The 12,850-nt window shown below is 62.9% G+C and carries 13 protein-coding genes; 6 read left to right on the top strand and 7 right to left on the bottom strand.

Annotated elements, in window-relative coordinates:
- Positions 1-110: 110 nt before the first annotated feature.
- On the bottom strand, positions 111-425 hold the full coding sequence (locus CP557_RS20565) for a HalOD1 output domain-containing protein (protein ID WP_169924427.1): 315 nt from the start codon (positions 423-425) through the stop codon (positions 111-113).
- 236 nt (positions 426-661) lie between these two features.
- Entirely contained in the window at positions 662-1,447 is a 786-nt protein-coding gene (locus CP557_RS20560) for an SDR family NAD(P)-dependent oxidoreductase (protein ID WP_097381890.1), read from the bottom strand.
- A 124-nt stretch (positions 1,448-1,571) separates the two neighbouring features.
- On the opposite strand from CP557_RS20560, the gene CP557_RS20555 reads away from it, so the two are divergent.
- Positions 1,572-1,955: a VOC family protein gene (locus CP557_RS20555; protein WP_097381889.1), complete on the top strand. Its 384-nt coding sequence runs from the start codon at positions 1,572-1,574 to the stop codon at positions 1,953-1,955.
- A 213-nt stretch (positions 1,956-2,168) separates the two neighbouring features.
- On the opposite strand, the gene CP557_RS20550 is transcribed toward CP557_RS20555, so the two are convergent.
- Positions 2,169-3,134: an asparaginase gene (locus CP557_RS20550; RefSeq protein ID WP_097381888.1), complete on the bottom strand. Its 966-nt coding sequence runs from the start codon at positions 3,132-3,134 to the stop codon at positions 2,169-2,171.
- A gap of 207 nt (positions 3,135-3,341) precedes the next feature.
- Here CP557_RS20550 and CP557_RS20545 point away from each other — a divergent pair, with 207 nt between their 5' ends.
- Together CP557_RS20545 and CP557_RS20540 are read left to right on the top strand one after the other, a co-directional pair.
- Positions 3,342-4,691, top strand: a complete 1,350-nt coding sequence (locus tag CP557_RS20545; RefSeq protein WP_097381887.1) for a dihydroorotase — start codon at positions 3,342-3,344, stop codon at positions 4,689-4,691.
- Positions 4,692-4,867: 176 nt separating this feature from the next.
- Entirely contained in the window at positions 4,868-5,359 is a 492-nt protein-coding gene (locus tag CP557_RS20540; protein WP_097381886.1) for a VOC family protein, read from the top strand.
- Between the two features lie 91 nt (positions 5,360-5,450).
- Here the strand turns inward: CP557_RS20540 and CP557_RS20535 are convergent, their stop codons facing one another.
- The 4 genes from CP557_RS20535 to CP557_RS20520 all read right to left on the bottom strand — a co-directional run bounded on the left by CP557_RS20535 (position 5,451) and on the right by CP557_RS20520 (position 10,086).
- Positions 5,451-5,867 carry an EamA family transporter gene (locus CP557_RS20535; RefSeq protein WP_097381885.1) on the bottom strand — a complete coding sequence of 139 codons (417 nt, stop codon included), beginning with the start codon at positions 5,865-5,867 and terminating at the stop codon, positions 5,451-5,453.
- Between the two features lie 106 nt (positions 5,868-5,973).
- Positions 5,974-7,242 carry an FAD binding domain-containing protein gene (locus tag CP557_RS20530; RefSeq protein ID WP_097381884.1) on the bottom strand — a complete coding sequence of 423 codons (1,269 nt, stop codon included), beginning with the start codon at positions 7,240-7,242 and terminating at the stop codon, positions 5,974-5,976.
- Positions 7,243-7,992: 750 nt separating this feature from the next.
- A complete protein-coding gene (locus tag CP557_RS20525; protein WP_097381883.1) occupies positions 7,993-8,697 on the bottom strand; it encodes a cyclase family protein in 705 nt (234 codons plus the stop codon).
- 159 nt (positions 8,698-8,856) lie between these two features.
- Entirely contained in the window at positions 8,857-10,086 is a 1,230-nt protein-coding gene (locus CP557_RS20520; protein ID WP_097381882.1) for a LeuA family protein, read from the bottom strand.
- A 295-nt stretch (positions 10,087-10,381) separates the two neighbouring features.
- On the opposite strand from CP557_RS20520, the gene CP557_RS22835 reads away from it, so the two are divergent.
- The 3 genes from CP557_RS22835 (at position 10,382) to CP557_RS20510 (ending at position 12,804) form a co-directional block, all read left to right on the top strand.
- Positions 10,382-11,086 carry an aminopeptidase P family N-terminal domain-containing protein gene (locus tag CP557_RS22835; protein WP_211290268.1) on the top strand — a complete coding sequence of 235 codons (705 nt, stop codon included), beginning with the start codon at positions 10,382-10,384 and terminating at the stop codon, positions 11,084-11,086.
- On the top strand, positions 11,041-11,721 hold the full coding sequence (locus tag CP557_RS22830; RefSeq protein ID WP_211290267.1) for a M24 family metallopeptidase: 681 nt from the start codon (positions 11,041-11,043) through the stop codon (positions 11,719-11,721). The genes CP557_RS22835 and CP557_RS22830 overlap by 46 nt, the downstream gene beginning before the upstream one ends.
- 192 nt (positions 11,722-11,913) lie before the next feature.
- On the top strand, positions 11,914-12,804 hold the full coding sequence (locus CP557_RS20510; protein ID WP_169924426.1) for a DMT family transporter: 891 nt from the start codon (positions 11,914-11,916) through the stop codon (positions 12,802-12,804).
- Positions 12,805-12,850 lie beyond the last annotated feature (46 nt).

Here is a 12,850-nt window from a genome sequence, read left to right as displayed (position 1 = left end):
GGACGGGGAGCACCACGGAAGCTGTTCACGTATACCGTCCGTGAGAATCAGTACGCACTCGGTCGGGGCCGGGTACTCCCGCAAGGATAGCGACGTCTTCGTGATCGCTCTCAGACGTCGGGACCAGGTTGAACGCGAACCGTTCCATCCCTCTGTACTGTGACTCTGTATCCGGCGTATCGAAACCGAATCCGCGTTCCGGGATCACCCGATCCCGAGAGGAACAGCGTATTCAGTGCGTCGGGGTCGATCGTCTCGTAGAGCGGCGGCAACTCGAAGGAATCGATGCCCGTCGCTGTTGCGACCGCAGAAATAACCGCACGAACTGGCGTCTTCCCGGATTCGCGATCCCACGTCGTTTTACTGACCACTACCGAATCGGTCGATCCGTCGGTTGGGCGACACCATCTGCTATCCTCTGGCATGACCAACCGTGCAATGGCCTCGTATAAAAGCGTTGTTAAAGCGCTCCCCCCGCGAACGCTGCCAGTGAAGCGGAGAGTCGTTCACGCGGCCGCTCTGGGCGGCCGAATACCGACTCCTCGACAGCCGTCCTGGCGCTCTCTCGAATACCGCCGGCAGAAATCGGACGCCACACCCGTCGCACGTCCGAAACGGCGGTAGGGGCAGACGGATGAAACGTCACTACCGGAAATCCGAGTTACTTGTAGAGGCCTGCGGTAAACTCGACGCCGCCGTCGACGAGGAGGTCCTCGCCGGTGACGTAGTCCGCGAGATCCGATGCGAAGAAGAGACACGCGTTTGCGACGTCTCGAGGCTTTCCGACGCGGCCAAGCGGGATCCGATCGAAGTCGAACAGTTCGTCGCCGTGTTCCTCCATGACCTGTTCCGTCCGTTCGATTCGGACGAGTCCCGGCGAGATCGAGTTGACCGTGACGCCATCGGGAGCGAGCTCCGCCGCCATCCCTTTGGTTAGTCCCCGCACCGCGGATTTCGTCCCCGCATAGACGGTCATCGCCGGCACGCCGAGATCCGCGACGACGCTCGAGATATTGAGTATTCGACCGGATTCGAGCGAGGACTCCCTGACGGCTCGTCCGAACTCCTGCGAGAGGAGGAAGAGCCCGCGAACGTTGACGTCGAACATCGTGTCGACTTCGTCCGCGGTCATGTCGAGCGGGGGCCCCGCGATGTTCGCGCCCGCGTTGTTCACGAGCACGGACGGCGTCCCGAACTCGTCGACCGTCGCGTCGACGAGGGCCGCGATCTCGTCTCGATCCACGAGATTCGTCGGGACTGCGGCGGCACCGACGTCGAACTCGGTCCTCGCTCGCTCGGCTACCCGCGAAATCTCGTCCTCACTCCGTGCCGCGACGACGACATCAGCGCCCGCCTCCGCGAACGCGTACACGATTTCTTCCCCGATACCACGGCCGCCGCCGGTCACGATCACGGTGTCGTCGGATAAGTCCAGTTGGATAGTCATTTCGACCTACCTGCTCCTAGCGTTCACGTGTGTCTATAAGTAACGGTTCCCACGACGGATTGCCTGCTCTCCAATGCGGAGTGGTAACGAATGGTATAAGTGGATGTGCGGACACGTTCCCGGTATGCAGGTTATCCACACAGCCATCTGGACGACCGATCTCGAGCGAATGAAGGAGTTTTTCATCGACGAGATCGGCCTCGAGCATACGAAAGACTTCGTCGGCGACGACGGCGTGACCAACTACTACGTCGGCGGCGAGGACGGCGCGACGATCCAGCTCAAGCACGATCCCGACGAGGACACGACCGTCGACCCGAGCGGGGTCGCACACATCGCGATCTCCGTCGACGACAGCGAGGGGCTCGCCGATCGGCTCACCGAGCGAGACGATTGTCGGATCGTCGACGGGCCGAAAACCTTCGACGACGGGGTCAGCGAAAAGCGAATCGCGTTCGTGGAAGGCCCCGACGGCTACGTCTTCGAACTCGAGCAGACGCTCGAATAGGACCCCCTCTCGGGTCTCGCATCGTCGACTGACAGCCGAACCGCTATTTTGTCCCGCTGCGTCAGGCACGCTCCGAAGGGTACCGAGGACGGAATCCACCGGAGGCCGTCGGTAGCGGGTCCGCTTCGCGTCATCCGGTCTGCCGTACCGATGTCCTGGAGTGCCCGCGAACCGTCTCGCGGGCACGCCGTCACTGACGGACAGCGGACCGTCTCAGGGGCTGTCGAACGCGTCGGGCAACCGATCGGCCGCCAGCGCGACGATGGTCTTGATCCGCGTCTTCTGGAGGTTGCGCTCGCTGTAGTAGCAATCGAGTTCCCGAAGCGTCGCCTCGCTCCCCCGGAAGCCGTAGGTGTCGCGGGCGAGTCGGCCCTCCGGACACCGGGTCGTCGCGACGATCGGGACGGCTCGATCGCGAAGCGACTCGAGTGCCGGGATGATCGTCGGCGGGATGTGACCGGCACCCGTCGCAGCGAGACAGAGCGCCGCGCTGTCGGCCGCCGAACTGACGGCTGCCTCGGGCATATCGGCCGTGGCCGTGACGGCGAAGACGTCGTTCGTGAGCCGATCGGGATCGGGATCGAACGTCGGTTCCTCGCCCTCGGTCGACCGCCGCCAGGTCACTCGGTCCTCGTCGCGGACCGCGAGGGGGCCGAACTCCGGCGAGCGGAAGGTATCGACGTTCATCGAGTTCGTCTTCGTCACGTCCCTGGCGGCGTGGACGCGGTCATTGAACACGACGACCACGCCCGCGTCCGCGGCCGCCTCGCTCCGGACGGTCTGAACGCTCGCCAGGAGGTTTGCGGGGCCGTCGGGGCTGGCCAGGGACGGGTTGCGCATCGCGCCGGTGAACGCGACCGGCGTCGTCCCATCGTAACAGAGGTCAACGAAATACGCCGACTCCTCAAGGATGTCGGTCCCCTGGGTGACGACCAGTCCATCCACGTCGGGGTCGTCGTCGAGTTCGCGAATCAACTCGACGAGCTCGTACATCTGCTCGATCGTAAAGTGCGGGCTCGGCACGTTCGAGAAATCGTGCGTCTCGATGTCGACGGTCTCCTCGAGGCCGGGGACGGCCCCGACGAGGGTCGCTGCCGTGAGCTCGGGAGCGGCACCGCCACCGTCCGAGCTGTCGGTCGACGCGATCGTTCCGCCGGTCGAAATTACTGTGACGGCCATGCCCCGGCTTTTTGTGGCATTCGCTTAAGTTTTGTCACCGAACCCCGACTCCGGCCGTCCCGAGCCGGCAACGAACGGTCGGCCCGAACTGGCGACTGCGAGCGTGCCTGTACGATGGAGACGCAGTAGCGACAACAGTACACCCCACAGCGAAAACACCCACAGGTGAAAACACTCAATTACCTCGAGCGTGTTGGTGGTTCGTATATGACACACGATGTCACAGTGACGGGTGGAACCATCGTAACCGCCGACGACTCGCTCGAGGCGACGCTCCTCGTCGACGACGGGACGATCACGGGATTCGTCGATCCGGACACCGCCGTCGAGGCCGAACGGGTCGTCGACGCGGCCGGCAAACACGTGTTGCCCGGCGGGGTGGACCCGCACGTCCACATGATGGATCCGGGCGACACCGAGCGGGAGGATTTCCCGACGGGAACCGCCGCAGCGGCGGCGGGCGGTATCACGACCGTCGGCGAGCACCACCGAACCGATCCCACGGTGTTGACGGCCGAGATACTCACCGACAAACGCGAGTACCTCAGCGACCGCGCCCGCGTCGATTTCGGGTTGCTGGCCGGCGGCCATCCCGACAACGTCGACGAGATCGAGGGTCTCGAAGCCGCCGGGACGATGGCCTACAAGAGTTTTACCTGTGAAGTCCACGGCGTCCCCGCGCTGTTGAGCGATTACATGGCCGAGGTGTTCACCGAGGTCGAGCGCGTCGGCGGGATCAGCATGATCCACCCCGAGGACGAACGACTGCTCAACGCAAACGAGGAGCGAATCCGTGAGAGTGGCCGCGCCGACGGGAGCATCGTGCCGGAGTGGCGCTCGAAGGAAGCGGAACAGCTCGCCGTCTCGACGACCCTACAGATCGCGAAACAGACCGGGGTATCGCTGTGGTTCGCCCACCTCACTCATCCCGAGCTCGTCGATCAGGTCAACCACGCCAAGGCCCAGGGCGTCGACGTCTACGCGGAGACCTGTCCGCAGTACTTCTATCTCACCCGGGAGGACGTCGAGCGCGACGCTCCCTACACCATGTTCACGCCGCCCGCACGCGAGGAGAGCGATCGGGAGGAGATGTGGAACCGACTCGCGAACGGCGAGATCGACATGGTCAACGCGGATCACGCCCCGAGTACGAAAGCCCAGAAAGCCCAGGGAGAGGACAACGTCTTCGACGCCCCCTTCGGCATTCCGGGGGTCGAGACCGTCCTCCCGCTGTTGCTCAACGGCGCCAGCGACGGCAAGGTGACGCTCAACCGCGTAGCGGAAGTGTTCGCGACCAATCCCGCGAAGATCACCGACATCTACCCGCGGAAGGGGACCCTCCGCGTCGGGAGCGACGCCGACTTCGTCGTCGTCGACATGGACCGCGAGCAGACGCTCCGAGACGAGGACGTGGTTGCCAAGTGTGGCTGGACGCCCTACGACGGACTCACCGTCACGGGCGTACCGGAGACGACCTACGTCAGAGGCGAGCCGGTCGTCGAGAACGGCGAGATCGTCGGCGAACCGGGATACGGCAGCTTCGTCGCACGCCCATAGGCGGGCAGTCGGTTTACAACGACCACGACCCACCCCGTCGCTGCGACCGGCGGACGATCCCAGCGACCCCGTCCCGGCCGGCTCCCGTTCTCGAGCCCGATTCGTGGCGACGAGCGTCGATTGCCGGAAAACGTCAACACTTATATTTCTCCTAGTCGTGGGTAGTCCCACGTCCAATGAACGCTGCACTCAACCACGTGAGCGTCCTCGCACTCGACATCGACGAATCGGCCGCGTTCTACACCGACGTCCTCGGGATGGAACGCGTGCCGACGCCGAACTTCGAAGTCCCCGTCCAGTGGTTACAGACCGAATCCGGGCAACTCCACCTGTTCGAACGCGATATGGAGCCCGTCGGATCCTACCACTTCGGCGTCACCGTCGACGATTTCGAGGAGGTTTACCGCCGAGCGAAGGCGGAAGGGTTCCTCGCCAACTGGGACGACGGAACGGACGCCAGCCTGTACGGCCTCCCGGACGGAGCCGTCCAGCTGTACCTCACCGATCCGACGGGGAACCTCGTGGAAGTGGACTATCCGAACGTCGACGACCTCGCGGACGATATCGTCGAGGACGTCCTCGACCGAGAGGAGGTCCAGCCCCAGACCGGCGAGGCGAAGAACGCGGCGCTCGATCTCGCCCCGATGGCCGAAGACACGGCGGAGTGAGCGGTCGATACCGGGTCGGAAACACGGCGTTCGGCTCGGGTCGAGGAGGCGAAGAAACCGGATGCGGTCGACTCGGAAGCGAGAACGGATTCTACTCGAGGGAGAGGAGCACGATGGCGAGCATCGCCAGCAGCACGCCCATGGCACGTTGGATCGTCATCGGCTCGCCGAGAACGATGACGCCGATGACCGAACTCGTGACGAGAAAGAGGCCGAAGATAGGGGCAACGATGCTCACGGGGCCAAGCGAGAGTGCCCGAAAGAACGAGAGGATACTGACGGTGAGAAAGCCACCGGCGGCGAGGACGTACCAGCCGTGTGCGCCCGCGAGGGATCCGACGATCGGTTCCCGACCCCACAGGGAGAGGGCGAGTGCAGTCCCCGCGAGCATGCTCGCGGCAGCGAACGTCGCGACGGTGCTCGGGATTTCCCGCGTGGCGAGGTTCATCAGCGGCGGGACGAACGTATAGCCCACGAGTGCGATCAGCGTCCAGACGAGATAGCGCATAGTGGCACCTGTACTGAGATCTATACAAATCTTACGACGCTAGGAACGTGGCAACAGCGCACCGAACGGAACCGGAGACGGCCGAGGACGGGTCCGGGAGCGCCGGTTAGAACTGTCCGGTGTAGCGGTCCCCGCGCCGGCTCGCCTCCTCGACGAGGCGGTACCCCATCTCTACCTGGTCGGTCTCCCACTCGGCGAGGGCAGTCTCCAGGTCGTCCGTGTTGGAGATCGATTCGGCCAGTTCCAGGGCGTCAGCGGCGGCGTGTGCCGTCCCCGCCGCCATGTGTGGTCGGATGAAGAACGCGGCGTCCCCGATAACGCACACGTTGTCGAAGACGAGTTCGGGAATCGCGAGGTCGTAGATACACTGCACGAACGGTTCCGTCGTCGCCGAGACGAGCCACTGCAGCTGTTCGGGGAGGACGTCGCTCGCGATTTCGATCTGTTCGTCGTGGACTTCCTCGCGCATCAGTCCTGGCGGCAACGAATGGGACCGCTGTCGGCCCTGATCGTCGAGCAACAGGTTATCGAGGGCCTCACCTTCCTCGAACGGATAGTACCAGACCCAGTTGATGCGGCGCTCTCCCCGTTCCATCTCCCCGTTCGGACCGGGAACCGGGTACGTGAGGAACTGCGACTGCGGTGCGTGGTAAAGGTTGTAGATGTCGCCGAATCGCGTCTCGTACTCCGCTGGCACCTCGTCTTCGGGGACGACGCCCCGATAGGCGACGTAGCCGGCGTATTCGGGGCTGCGATCGGGCAGGAATTGCTCGCGAGTGTGGGACCGATACCCCTCCGCGACGATCAGCAGATCGCCCGTTTCGGTGGTGCCGTCCTGGAACGTCACCGTAACGCCGTCGTCGTCCTGGTCGACGTCGACGATCTGTTTGCCCATCCGATACCGATCGTCGGGCACCTCGGCACGCAGATTTCGGTAGACGGTATCCCACGACGTGGTATAGGTCGCACGTCCTTCAGTATCGATCGGCTCCCCCTCTCGATTCAGGTGCTGTGTACGGTTGGTTACCGTCGCCAACTCGTCCCAGTCCGCGATGTTTTGACTTTCGAGGTAGGCGAGCATTTCCGGGTGGGCGATGATTCCGGCACCCCGATCTTTCATCTTCCCCGCTTCCGTCCGTTCGTAAACGGTGGCGTCGTGACCGGCCTGGCGCATGGCCGTGGCGGCGAACAGTCCGCCCATCGACCCGCCGGAGATGATCACGTCGAGGGGCTCGTCGATCGACGCTTTGGTTCGGTCGCGGTCCTCGAGGGGAGGCAGCTCGTAGGCTTCCCGCATGACGTGTTCGTTATAATAAACGTGCCCGTCGTGGCAGACTCGCGCCGGGCCAGTGTAGTCGTAGATTTGATCAGCCATTGCCGATACACAACTTCTCGCTGGTATTAAAGGTGTGGATTACTAGCAAACGTACCGATTCGGCCGTCATCGACGGCGATCCCTCACTCGCTGGCCCACGCTGGTCGATCGCGAGTCAGCGGTGAGTGACTCGTATTCGATCATCACGTATCGATACGATCCGACCGAGTGACGAGCCCGTGGTCGGACGAGTCCCGAAATGCGGGACAGAAATGTAATCGACCGTCTCGATACCGTTGTGCCGATCGTTTCGGACCGGTGATAGCTTTGTGGGAAGTCATCCGAGAATGCCACGGAAACGGGCGCTATGGCCGACTGAGCCGTGGGTTACACAGGTCTTACCGATTCCGTCGGTCCGGGAGTCAGCAGCCAACCATGCATTTACATCAGTACGCTCGTAAAACCACTGCGTGCACTAGTCCAACAAATACCATATCGCGGGACGACATAATTCCAACAGGTTCGGGCCGTGGGGGTGGTATCCAGTGGTTGGGGAAAGAGACTGCACTCGAGGGATCGCCGGTTGGGGCGTATCGACACCGCGGTCGCTCTCCGGCAGTACCCCGCAGTCGGCGGTCCCCGGCAGTACCAGGATCCACTCGATCGGTCTCGACGAACGTCACATCCGGCGACGGCGAAGCATTTCTGTGCCCGCGAGAAGTTTCCGAGCGCCGTGGAAACCGTCCGCCGAACGGGATACGGGCGGCGAAAAACGGTGGCCGACAGTTCGAGCGACCGAGGGGCCGTCGCTCAGTCCTCGAGGACGGCGACTGGTCGGATCGGCGAGCCGGTTCCCTCGCGGATCGCGAGCGGGAATCCGATGAAGGTGAACTCCTCGCCGATCACGCGATCGATATTCCGCAAGTTCTCCATGTGCGGGACGTCGTTTTCGCGACACAAGGTGTGACACGGATACGTTGGATCGTCAGGCGTGTCGGGACTTGGCTGGTCGACGCCGAAATTGACGACCCCCTGGTCGATGATCCACTGGGTCGCGTCTTCGCTGAGTCCCGGATAGTTCTCCGCGTACTCCCGTGACGGATGCGTCCGATCGTAGTGGCCCGTCCGAATCAACAGCGTGTCTCCCTCGTCGACGGTCACGCCCGCGTCGTCACACGCCGACTCGAGGTCCTCGACGGTGATGTACTCGCCCGGATCACGGTGGGTGACTTCGATGGCGGTCCCCGGCGTGTGAAACTGCTCGAGGGGCATCTCGTTGATCGGGTCCCCCTCGGGGCTGAAGTGTCGAGGAGCGTCGACGTGGGTCGGTCCGTGGTCACACAACAGGAGCGCCTTGGTCTCGAAGGTAAACGGCGGCTCTCCGCCGACCTGCTTCTCCAGGGCGTGTCGGGCATCCTCGTGGGAGGTATCCGTCCACATGGCGGTCTTCTGGTGCGTATGATACACTGGCTGGTCCTGGTAAATCTCCTGTCCGAGGTCGATGTACGATGCCATACAGGTGAATGTTTCCGATCCATTATTAGTGTTGTTGTCAGTCACACCGGTCCCGAAGGAGGTCGTGGACCGAAACGGGTTCGAATCGAAACCGGTACTGGTGTCGTCAGGACGAATCCGCGGGGACGACGCTCGAGAGAACGGGACCCACTGTCGACCCTAGTTCTCCGGGTTGTACGTGTCGCGGTAGATATCGACGAATTCCTCGGGGGAGAGTTCCCGTTTCTCGCCGATGGACGTCCCCTTGATCGACTGGAGGATGTCCTCCTGTACGTCTTCGGGCGGGGCCTGCAGGCCGAGTCGGTCACACCAGTATTCGATCGTCGCCAGGCCGCTCATCTTGCCGATGGCGATCCGGGGTGCGTTCTGTCCGACGAGGTCCCAGTGATAGGGGTACATCGCCAGGGGCATCTCCTGTTCTCGAAGGCGGTTCCACCAGGCGGCGATGATACCCGCCTCGATGCCGAACTGGTTCTGGCCGACGACGGGTTTGCTCTCGTGGATATCGACGCCGCTCGCATCGGACGTCACCTCGGCGATCTCTTTGACCTGGCTCAGGTCGAGGTTCAGGTCGTAGTCGTACAGCGCCGTCAGCGCGGTTGCCACCTCCTCGAAGTTCGCGTTGCCCGAGCGCTCACCGAGGCCAGTGACGGTCGTGTGTGCGATTTCCGCGCCTGCCTGGATTCCCGCCAGGGTGTTGGCCACGCCGAGTCCGAAGTCGTTGTGAACGTGGATTTCGATCGGGATGTCGAACTCGCCGGAGACGAGGTTCACCAGCGACCGGGTGCCCGCGGGCGACAGCGCCCCGAACGTGTCGACGACGTTGAGCGAGTCCGCGTGCCCTTCCTCCTTGACCCGGCTGAGGATCGTAATGAGGTCGTCGGGGTCGGCACGCGAGGAGTCGATACAGAAGAACGAGACGTCGATTCCCTGTTCGTGAGCGTACTCCGTCGCTTCGATCGCGTACTCCAGAGCCTGCTCGTAGCTCCAGTCGTAAGCGTGTTCGATCAGGTGGCGCGACGAGGGAACCTCCATGACGACGCCGTCGACGTCGCAGTCGACGGCCACTTCGACGTCCTCTTTCACGCACCGAGTGAACGCGTAGACGTCGGCGTCGAGTCCCTCGTTGGCGAGTCGTTCGATCGCACGCTTGTCGTCGTCGCTGACGAGGGGGAGGCCGGGCTCCAAGCGATCGATCCCCATCTCGCTGTAGAGCTTCCCGAGTTCGACTTTCTCGTCCTCCGAGAAAACCACGCCCGGCTGTTGCTCGCCGTCTCGAAAGGTCGTGTCGTGGAACTTGATCTCGTCCGGCAGCTCCACGTCCTCGTTCCAGTTATGATGACTCGTCCAGTACTGGCTCGACTTATACGGTTCGCTGGCGTCTGGCATACATCCGACCCGTGGCGAAGGAGGTGTATAAATATTATGTCATAATTATGAGACATGCGCGGCGATAAGGGACGCCACGAACCGTACGTCGGAACCCCGGCCGAGAGTGTCCGTCCGTCCGGCATCACCGCCGACCGAGGGCACGGATATCACGGAGGGATCACCACCCGGCTGGGGGCGTGCGTTCGCCACCGTCGAGGACCGTCTCCGCCCGATGAACACCCCGACAGGAGGGTCGAGGTACTGACAAGAGCAAAGCTTTTATGTGCTTAGCCGAAACCACCGAGTGGTTACCATGGGTAGCAACGGAGAGGGTAGTGACCTTCGTACACACGACTTCATCGGAGAACCGCACGAATACAACCCGCGACGGCTGTTCAGCAAGACGGGGACGGACTACTGGGGCCAGGTCGATTTCGATCAGCTCCGAGAGGACCGACTCGCCAAGGCACGCAAGCGAATGGACGAGGAGGGACTCGGTTCGCTGCTGCTGTTTGCCGGCGAGAACATCCGGTACGTCACCGGGTCCTACCAGGGCAACTGGAAGTACAACATCTTCATTCGGTACGCGGTCCTGCCGAAAGGCGGCGACCCCGTCCTGTTCGAAACCGTCGGCAGCGACCTGATCCGTTCGGAGATGGACATGCCGTGGCTCGACGACGTCCGTCCCGCGATGACCTGGCGGTGGGCGGAAGGCGCAGAAGGAATGATGGCCGAGAAGATGGCCGAGGGCGTTCGCGAAGTGCTCGAGGAAAACGGCGTCGAGGACGAACCCGTCGGTGTAGACGCCTACGACCAGACCGCATACCACGCGCTGCAGGATGCCGGACTCGAACTCGAGAACGCGTGGTCGGCGATCAGCAAGGCTCGCGTCCGCAAAACGCCCGACGAACTCGAGCTGTTGAAGATGTCGGCCGCCTACGGCGACGGTGCAATGTGGCGGGCGATGAACGAGTGGACGAAGCCGGGGATCCCGAAAAGGAGATCACCGCGAAGGTAAACGAGTATCTCTACCGGAACGGCTTCGACCACGTCTACGACATCATCGTCGCCAGCGGTGGCCGGACGAACCCCTACGGTCGGTGGGCAACTGACAAGATCCTCCGACAGGGCGACCTCGTCATCGCCGACATCAACGCGGTCGGCCCCGGCGGCTACTTCATCGACTACGTGCGAACGTGGAAGGTCGATGCGGACCCGACCGAGGAGGAGATCGCCCTCTACGAGCAGTGTTACGATCAACTCTACAGCGCGATCGAGCAACTCCAGCCCGGCAACACGACGAAAGACGTCGCCGAACAGTTCCGGGAATACGACGACGACGAGTACGGCAGCGTGAGCATTCAGCAGGCGGCCCACTCCATCGGGATCTCGCTGTACGAAGGGATGTGGGTTTCCCGTGCCTACTCGCTCGACTACCCCGCCGAACTCGAGGAGGGAATGTACTTCGCGATCGAGACCTTCGCCGGTCACGAGGATCTCGACCAGACCGTCCGCCTCGAGGAGAACGTCATGATCACGGACGAAGGGCCGGTCATCACGACGCTGTGTGAACACCCCGACTACTTCACCGACCACTTCGACCACCGCGACTACGACTTCCTGCAGCGCCAGCCCGGACACGGCCCCGCATAATCGGCTTCCCGGTCGGTCCCCGGCAGGGAATCGATTCGGTTCGACCGTGGCGGCGTTCCACGACCACCGATCCGTTCTCACGGTTCATCGATTCGAGCGTCGGACAGCGACCGTGAGCGCTGAGCACGTGGCTCTCGAGTGCCCGCCTCATCTATCTCGAAAATCATGTATAGATCGAGTGTCGAAAGCGAAATGACAATGGATATCGGTATCGCGTTCGCGATCGTTGCTGCACTCGGGCTCGCCGTTCAGGCACTCACCGTGCGGGTTGCGACTCTCCAGGGACGATCGTCCGATGTCCTGTTCGTCGTCTTGGTCGTAAACACCGTTCTCCTCGCCCCGATAGCCGCCTTCTCGTCGCTCGATTCGCAACTGCCAGTTTCCGGTATGGCGGCGTTCGCCGTTGCCGGCATACTCGGGACGGCGGTCGGCCGGGCCTTCCTCTTCGAGGGCATCAAAACGGTGGGGGCCAGTCGTGCCGAACCGATAAAGGCATCTACCCCGCTGCACGCGACCGTGCTGTCGGTACTCGTCCTCGGTGAATCGGTCACCGGTCTACAGTTCGTCGGCGTTCTCACCATCATCGGCGGAATCGCCGTCATCACGTGGGACGGGTCGGCAGCGTCGAGAGCGACTCCTGAGGGCGTTCCCTGGACCGGACTCGCGCTGCCGTTTGCGGCCGCGTTTTGTTTCGGTCTGGAGCCGATCTTCGCATCGATCGGGTTCAGGGAAGGGGTGCCCCTGTTCGTCGGCCTCGCGGTTCAGGCTATCGCGGGACTCCTGGCGTACGCCGTTTATCTGACGTGGATCGGGTCGCTGCCGACGGTTGGACGGCTTCGAGCTGCCGATCTGCGGTGGTACGTGTTTGCGGGCCTCTCGAGTACGACGTTCATCTTCGCCTATTACGTCGGTCTCAGTGTCTCTACCGTCGGCGTCGTCGTGCCGATTATGCAGACGAGTCCACTCGTCGTCGTTTTGCTCTCGGTGATCTTCCTGCGAAAACTCGAGCGCGTCACGCCGACGGTCATCGCTGCCGCCGGAATCATCGTCACCGGTGGCGTGCTGGTCGCACTCGCCGGCTGAGCGAGGGAGTGCGTCGGACGCTTCACGCGGCAATTTACCCACGAGA

It is taken from the genome of Natrinema ejinorense (assembly GCF_002494345.1).
Taxonomy (GTDB): Archaea; Halobacteriota; Halobacteria; order Halobacteriales; family Natrialbaceae; genus Natrinema; species Natrinema longum.
The sequence above is the reverse complement of the archived record's forward strand: the minus strand, read 5'-3'. Positions and strand labels throughout refer to the sequence as shown.

Bases quoted from the DNA above. Each gene is read 5' to 3' on its own strand.
- CP557_RS20565 (WP_169924427.1), bottom strand. From the start codon at position 425: ATGCCAGAGGATAGCAGATGGTGTCGCCCAACCGACGGATCGACCGAT.
- CP557_RS20520 (WP_097381882.1), bottom strand. From the start codon at position 10,086: ATGCCAGACGCCAGCGAACCGTATAAGTCGAGCCAGTACTGGACGAGT.
- CP557_RS20525 (WP_097381883.1), bottom strand. From the start codon at position 8,697: ATGGCATCGTACATCGACCTCGGACAGGAGATTTACCAGGACCAGCCA.
- CP557_RS20510 (WP_169924426.1), top strand. From the start codon at position 11,914: ATGACAATGGATATCGGTATCGCGTTCGCGATCGTTGCTGCACTCGGG.
- CP557_RS20555 (WP_097381889.1), top strand. From the start codon at position 1,572: ATGCAGGTTATCCACACAGCCATCTGGACGACCGATCTCGAGCGAATG.
- CP557_RS20535 (WP_097381885.1), bottom strand. From the start codon at position 5,867: ATGCGCTATCTCGTCTGGACGCTGATCGCACTCGTGGGCTATACGTTC.
- CP557_RS20550 (WP_097381888.1), bottom strand. From the start codon at position 3,134: ATGGCCGTCACAGTAATTTCGACCGGCGGAACGATCGCGTCGACCGAC.
- CP557_RS20530 (WP_097381884.1), bottom strand. From the start codon at position 7,242: ATGGCTGATCAAATCTACGACTACACTGGCCCGGCGCGAGTCTGCCAC.
- CP557_RS20545 (WP_097381887.1), top strand. From the start codon at position 3,342: ATGACACACGATGTCACAGTGACGGGTGGAACCATCGTAACCGCCGAC.
- CP557_RS20560 (WP_097381890.1), bottom strand. From the start codon at position 1,447: ATGACTATCCAACTGGACTTATCCGACGACACCGTGATCGTGACCGGC.
- CP557_RS20540 (WP_097381886.1), top strand. From the start codon at position 4,868: ATGAACGCTGCACTCAACCACGTGAGCGTCCTCGCACTCGACATCGAC.
- CP557_RS22835 (WP_211290268.1), top strand. From the start codon at position 10,382: ATGGGTAGCAACGGAGAGGGTAGTGACCTTCGTACACACGACTTCATC.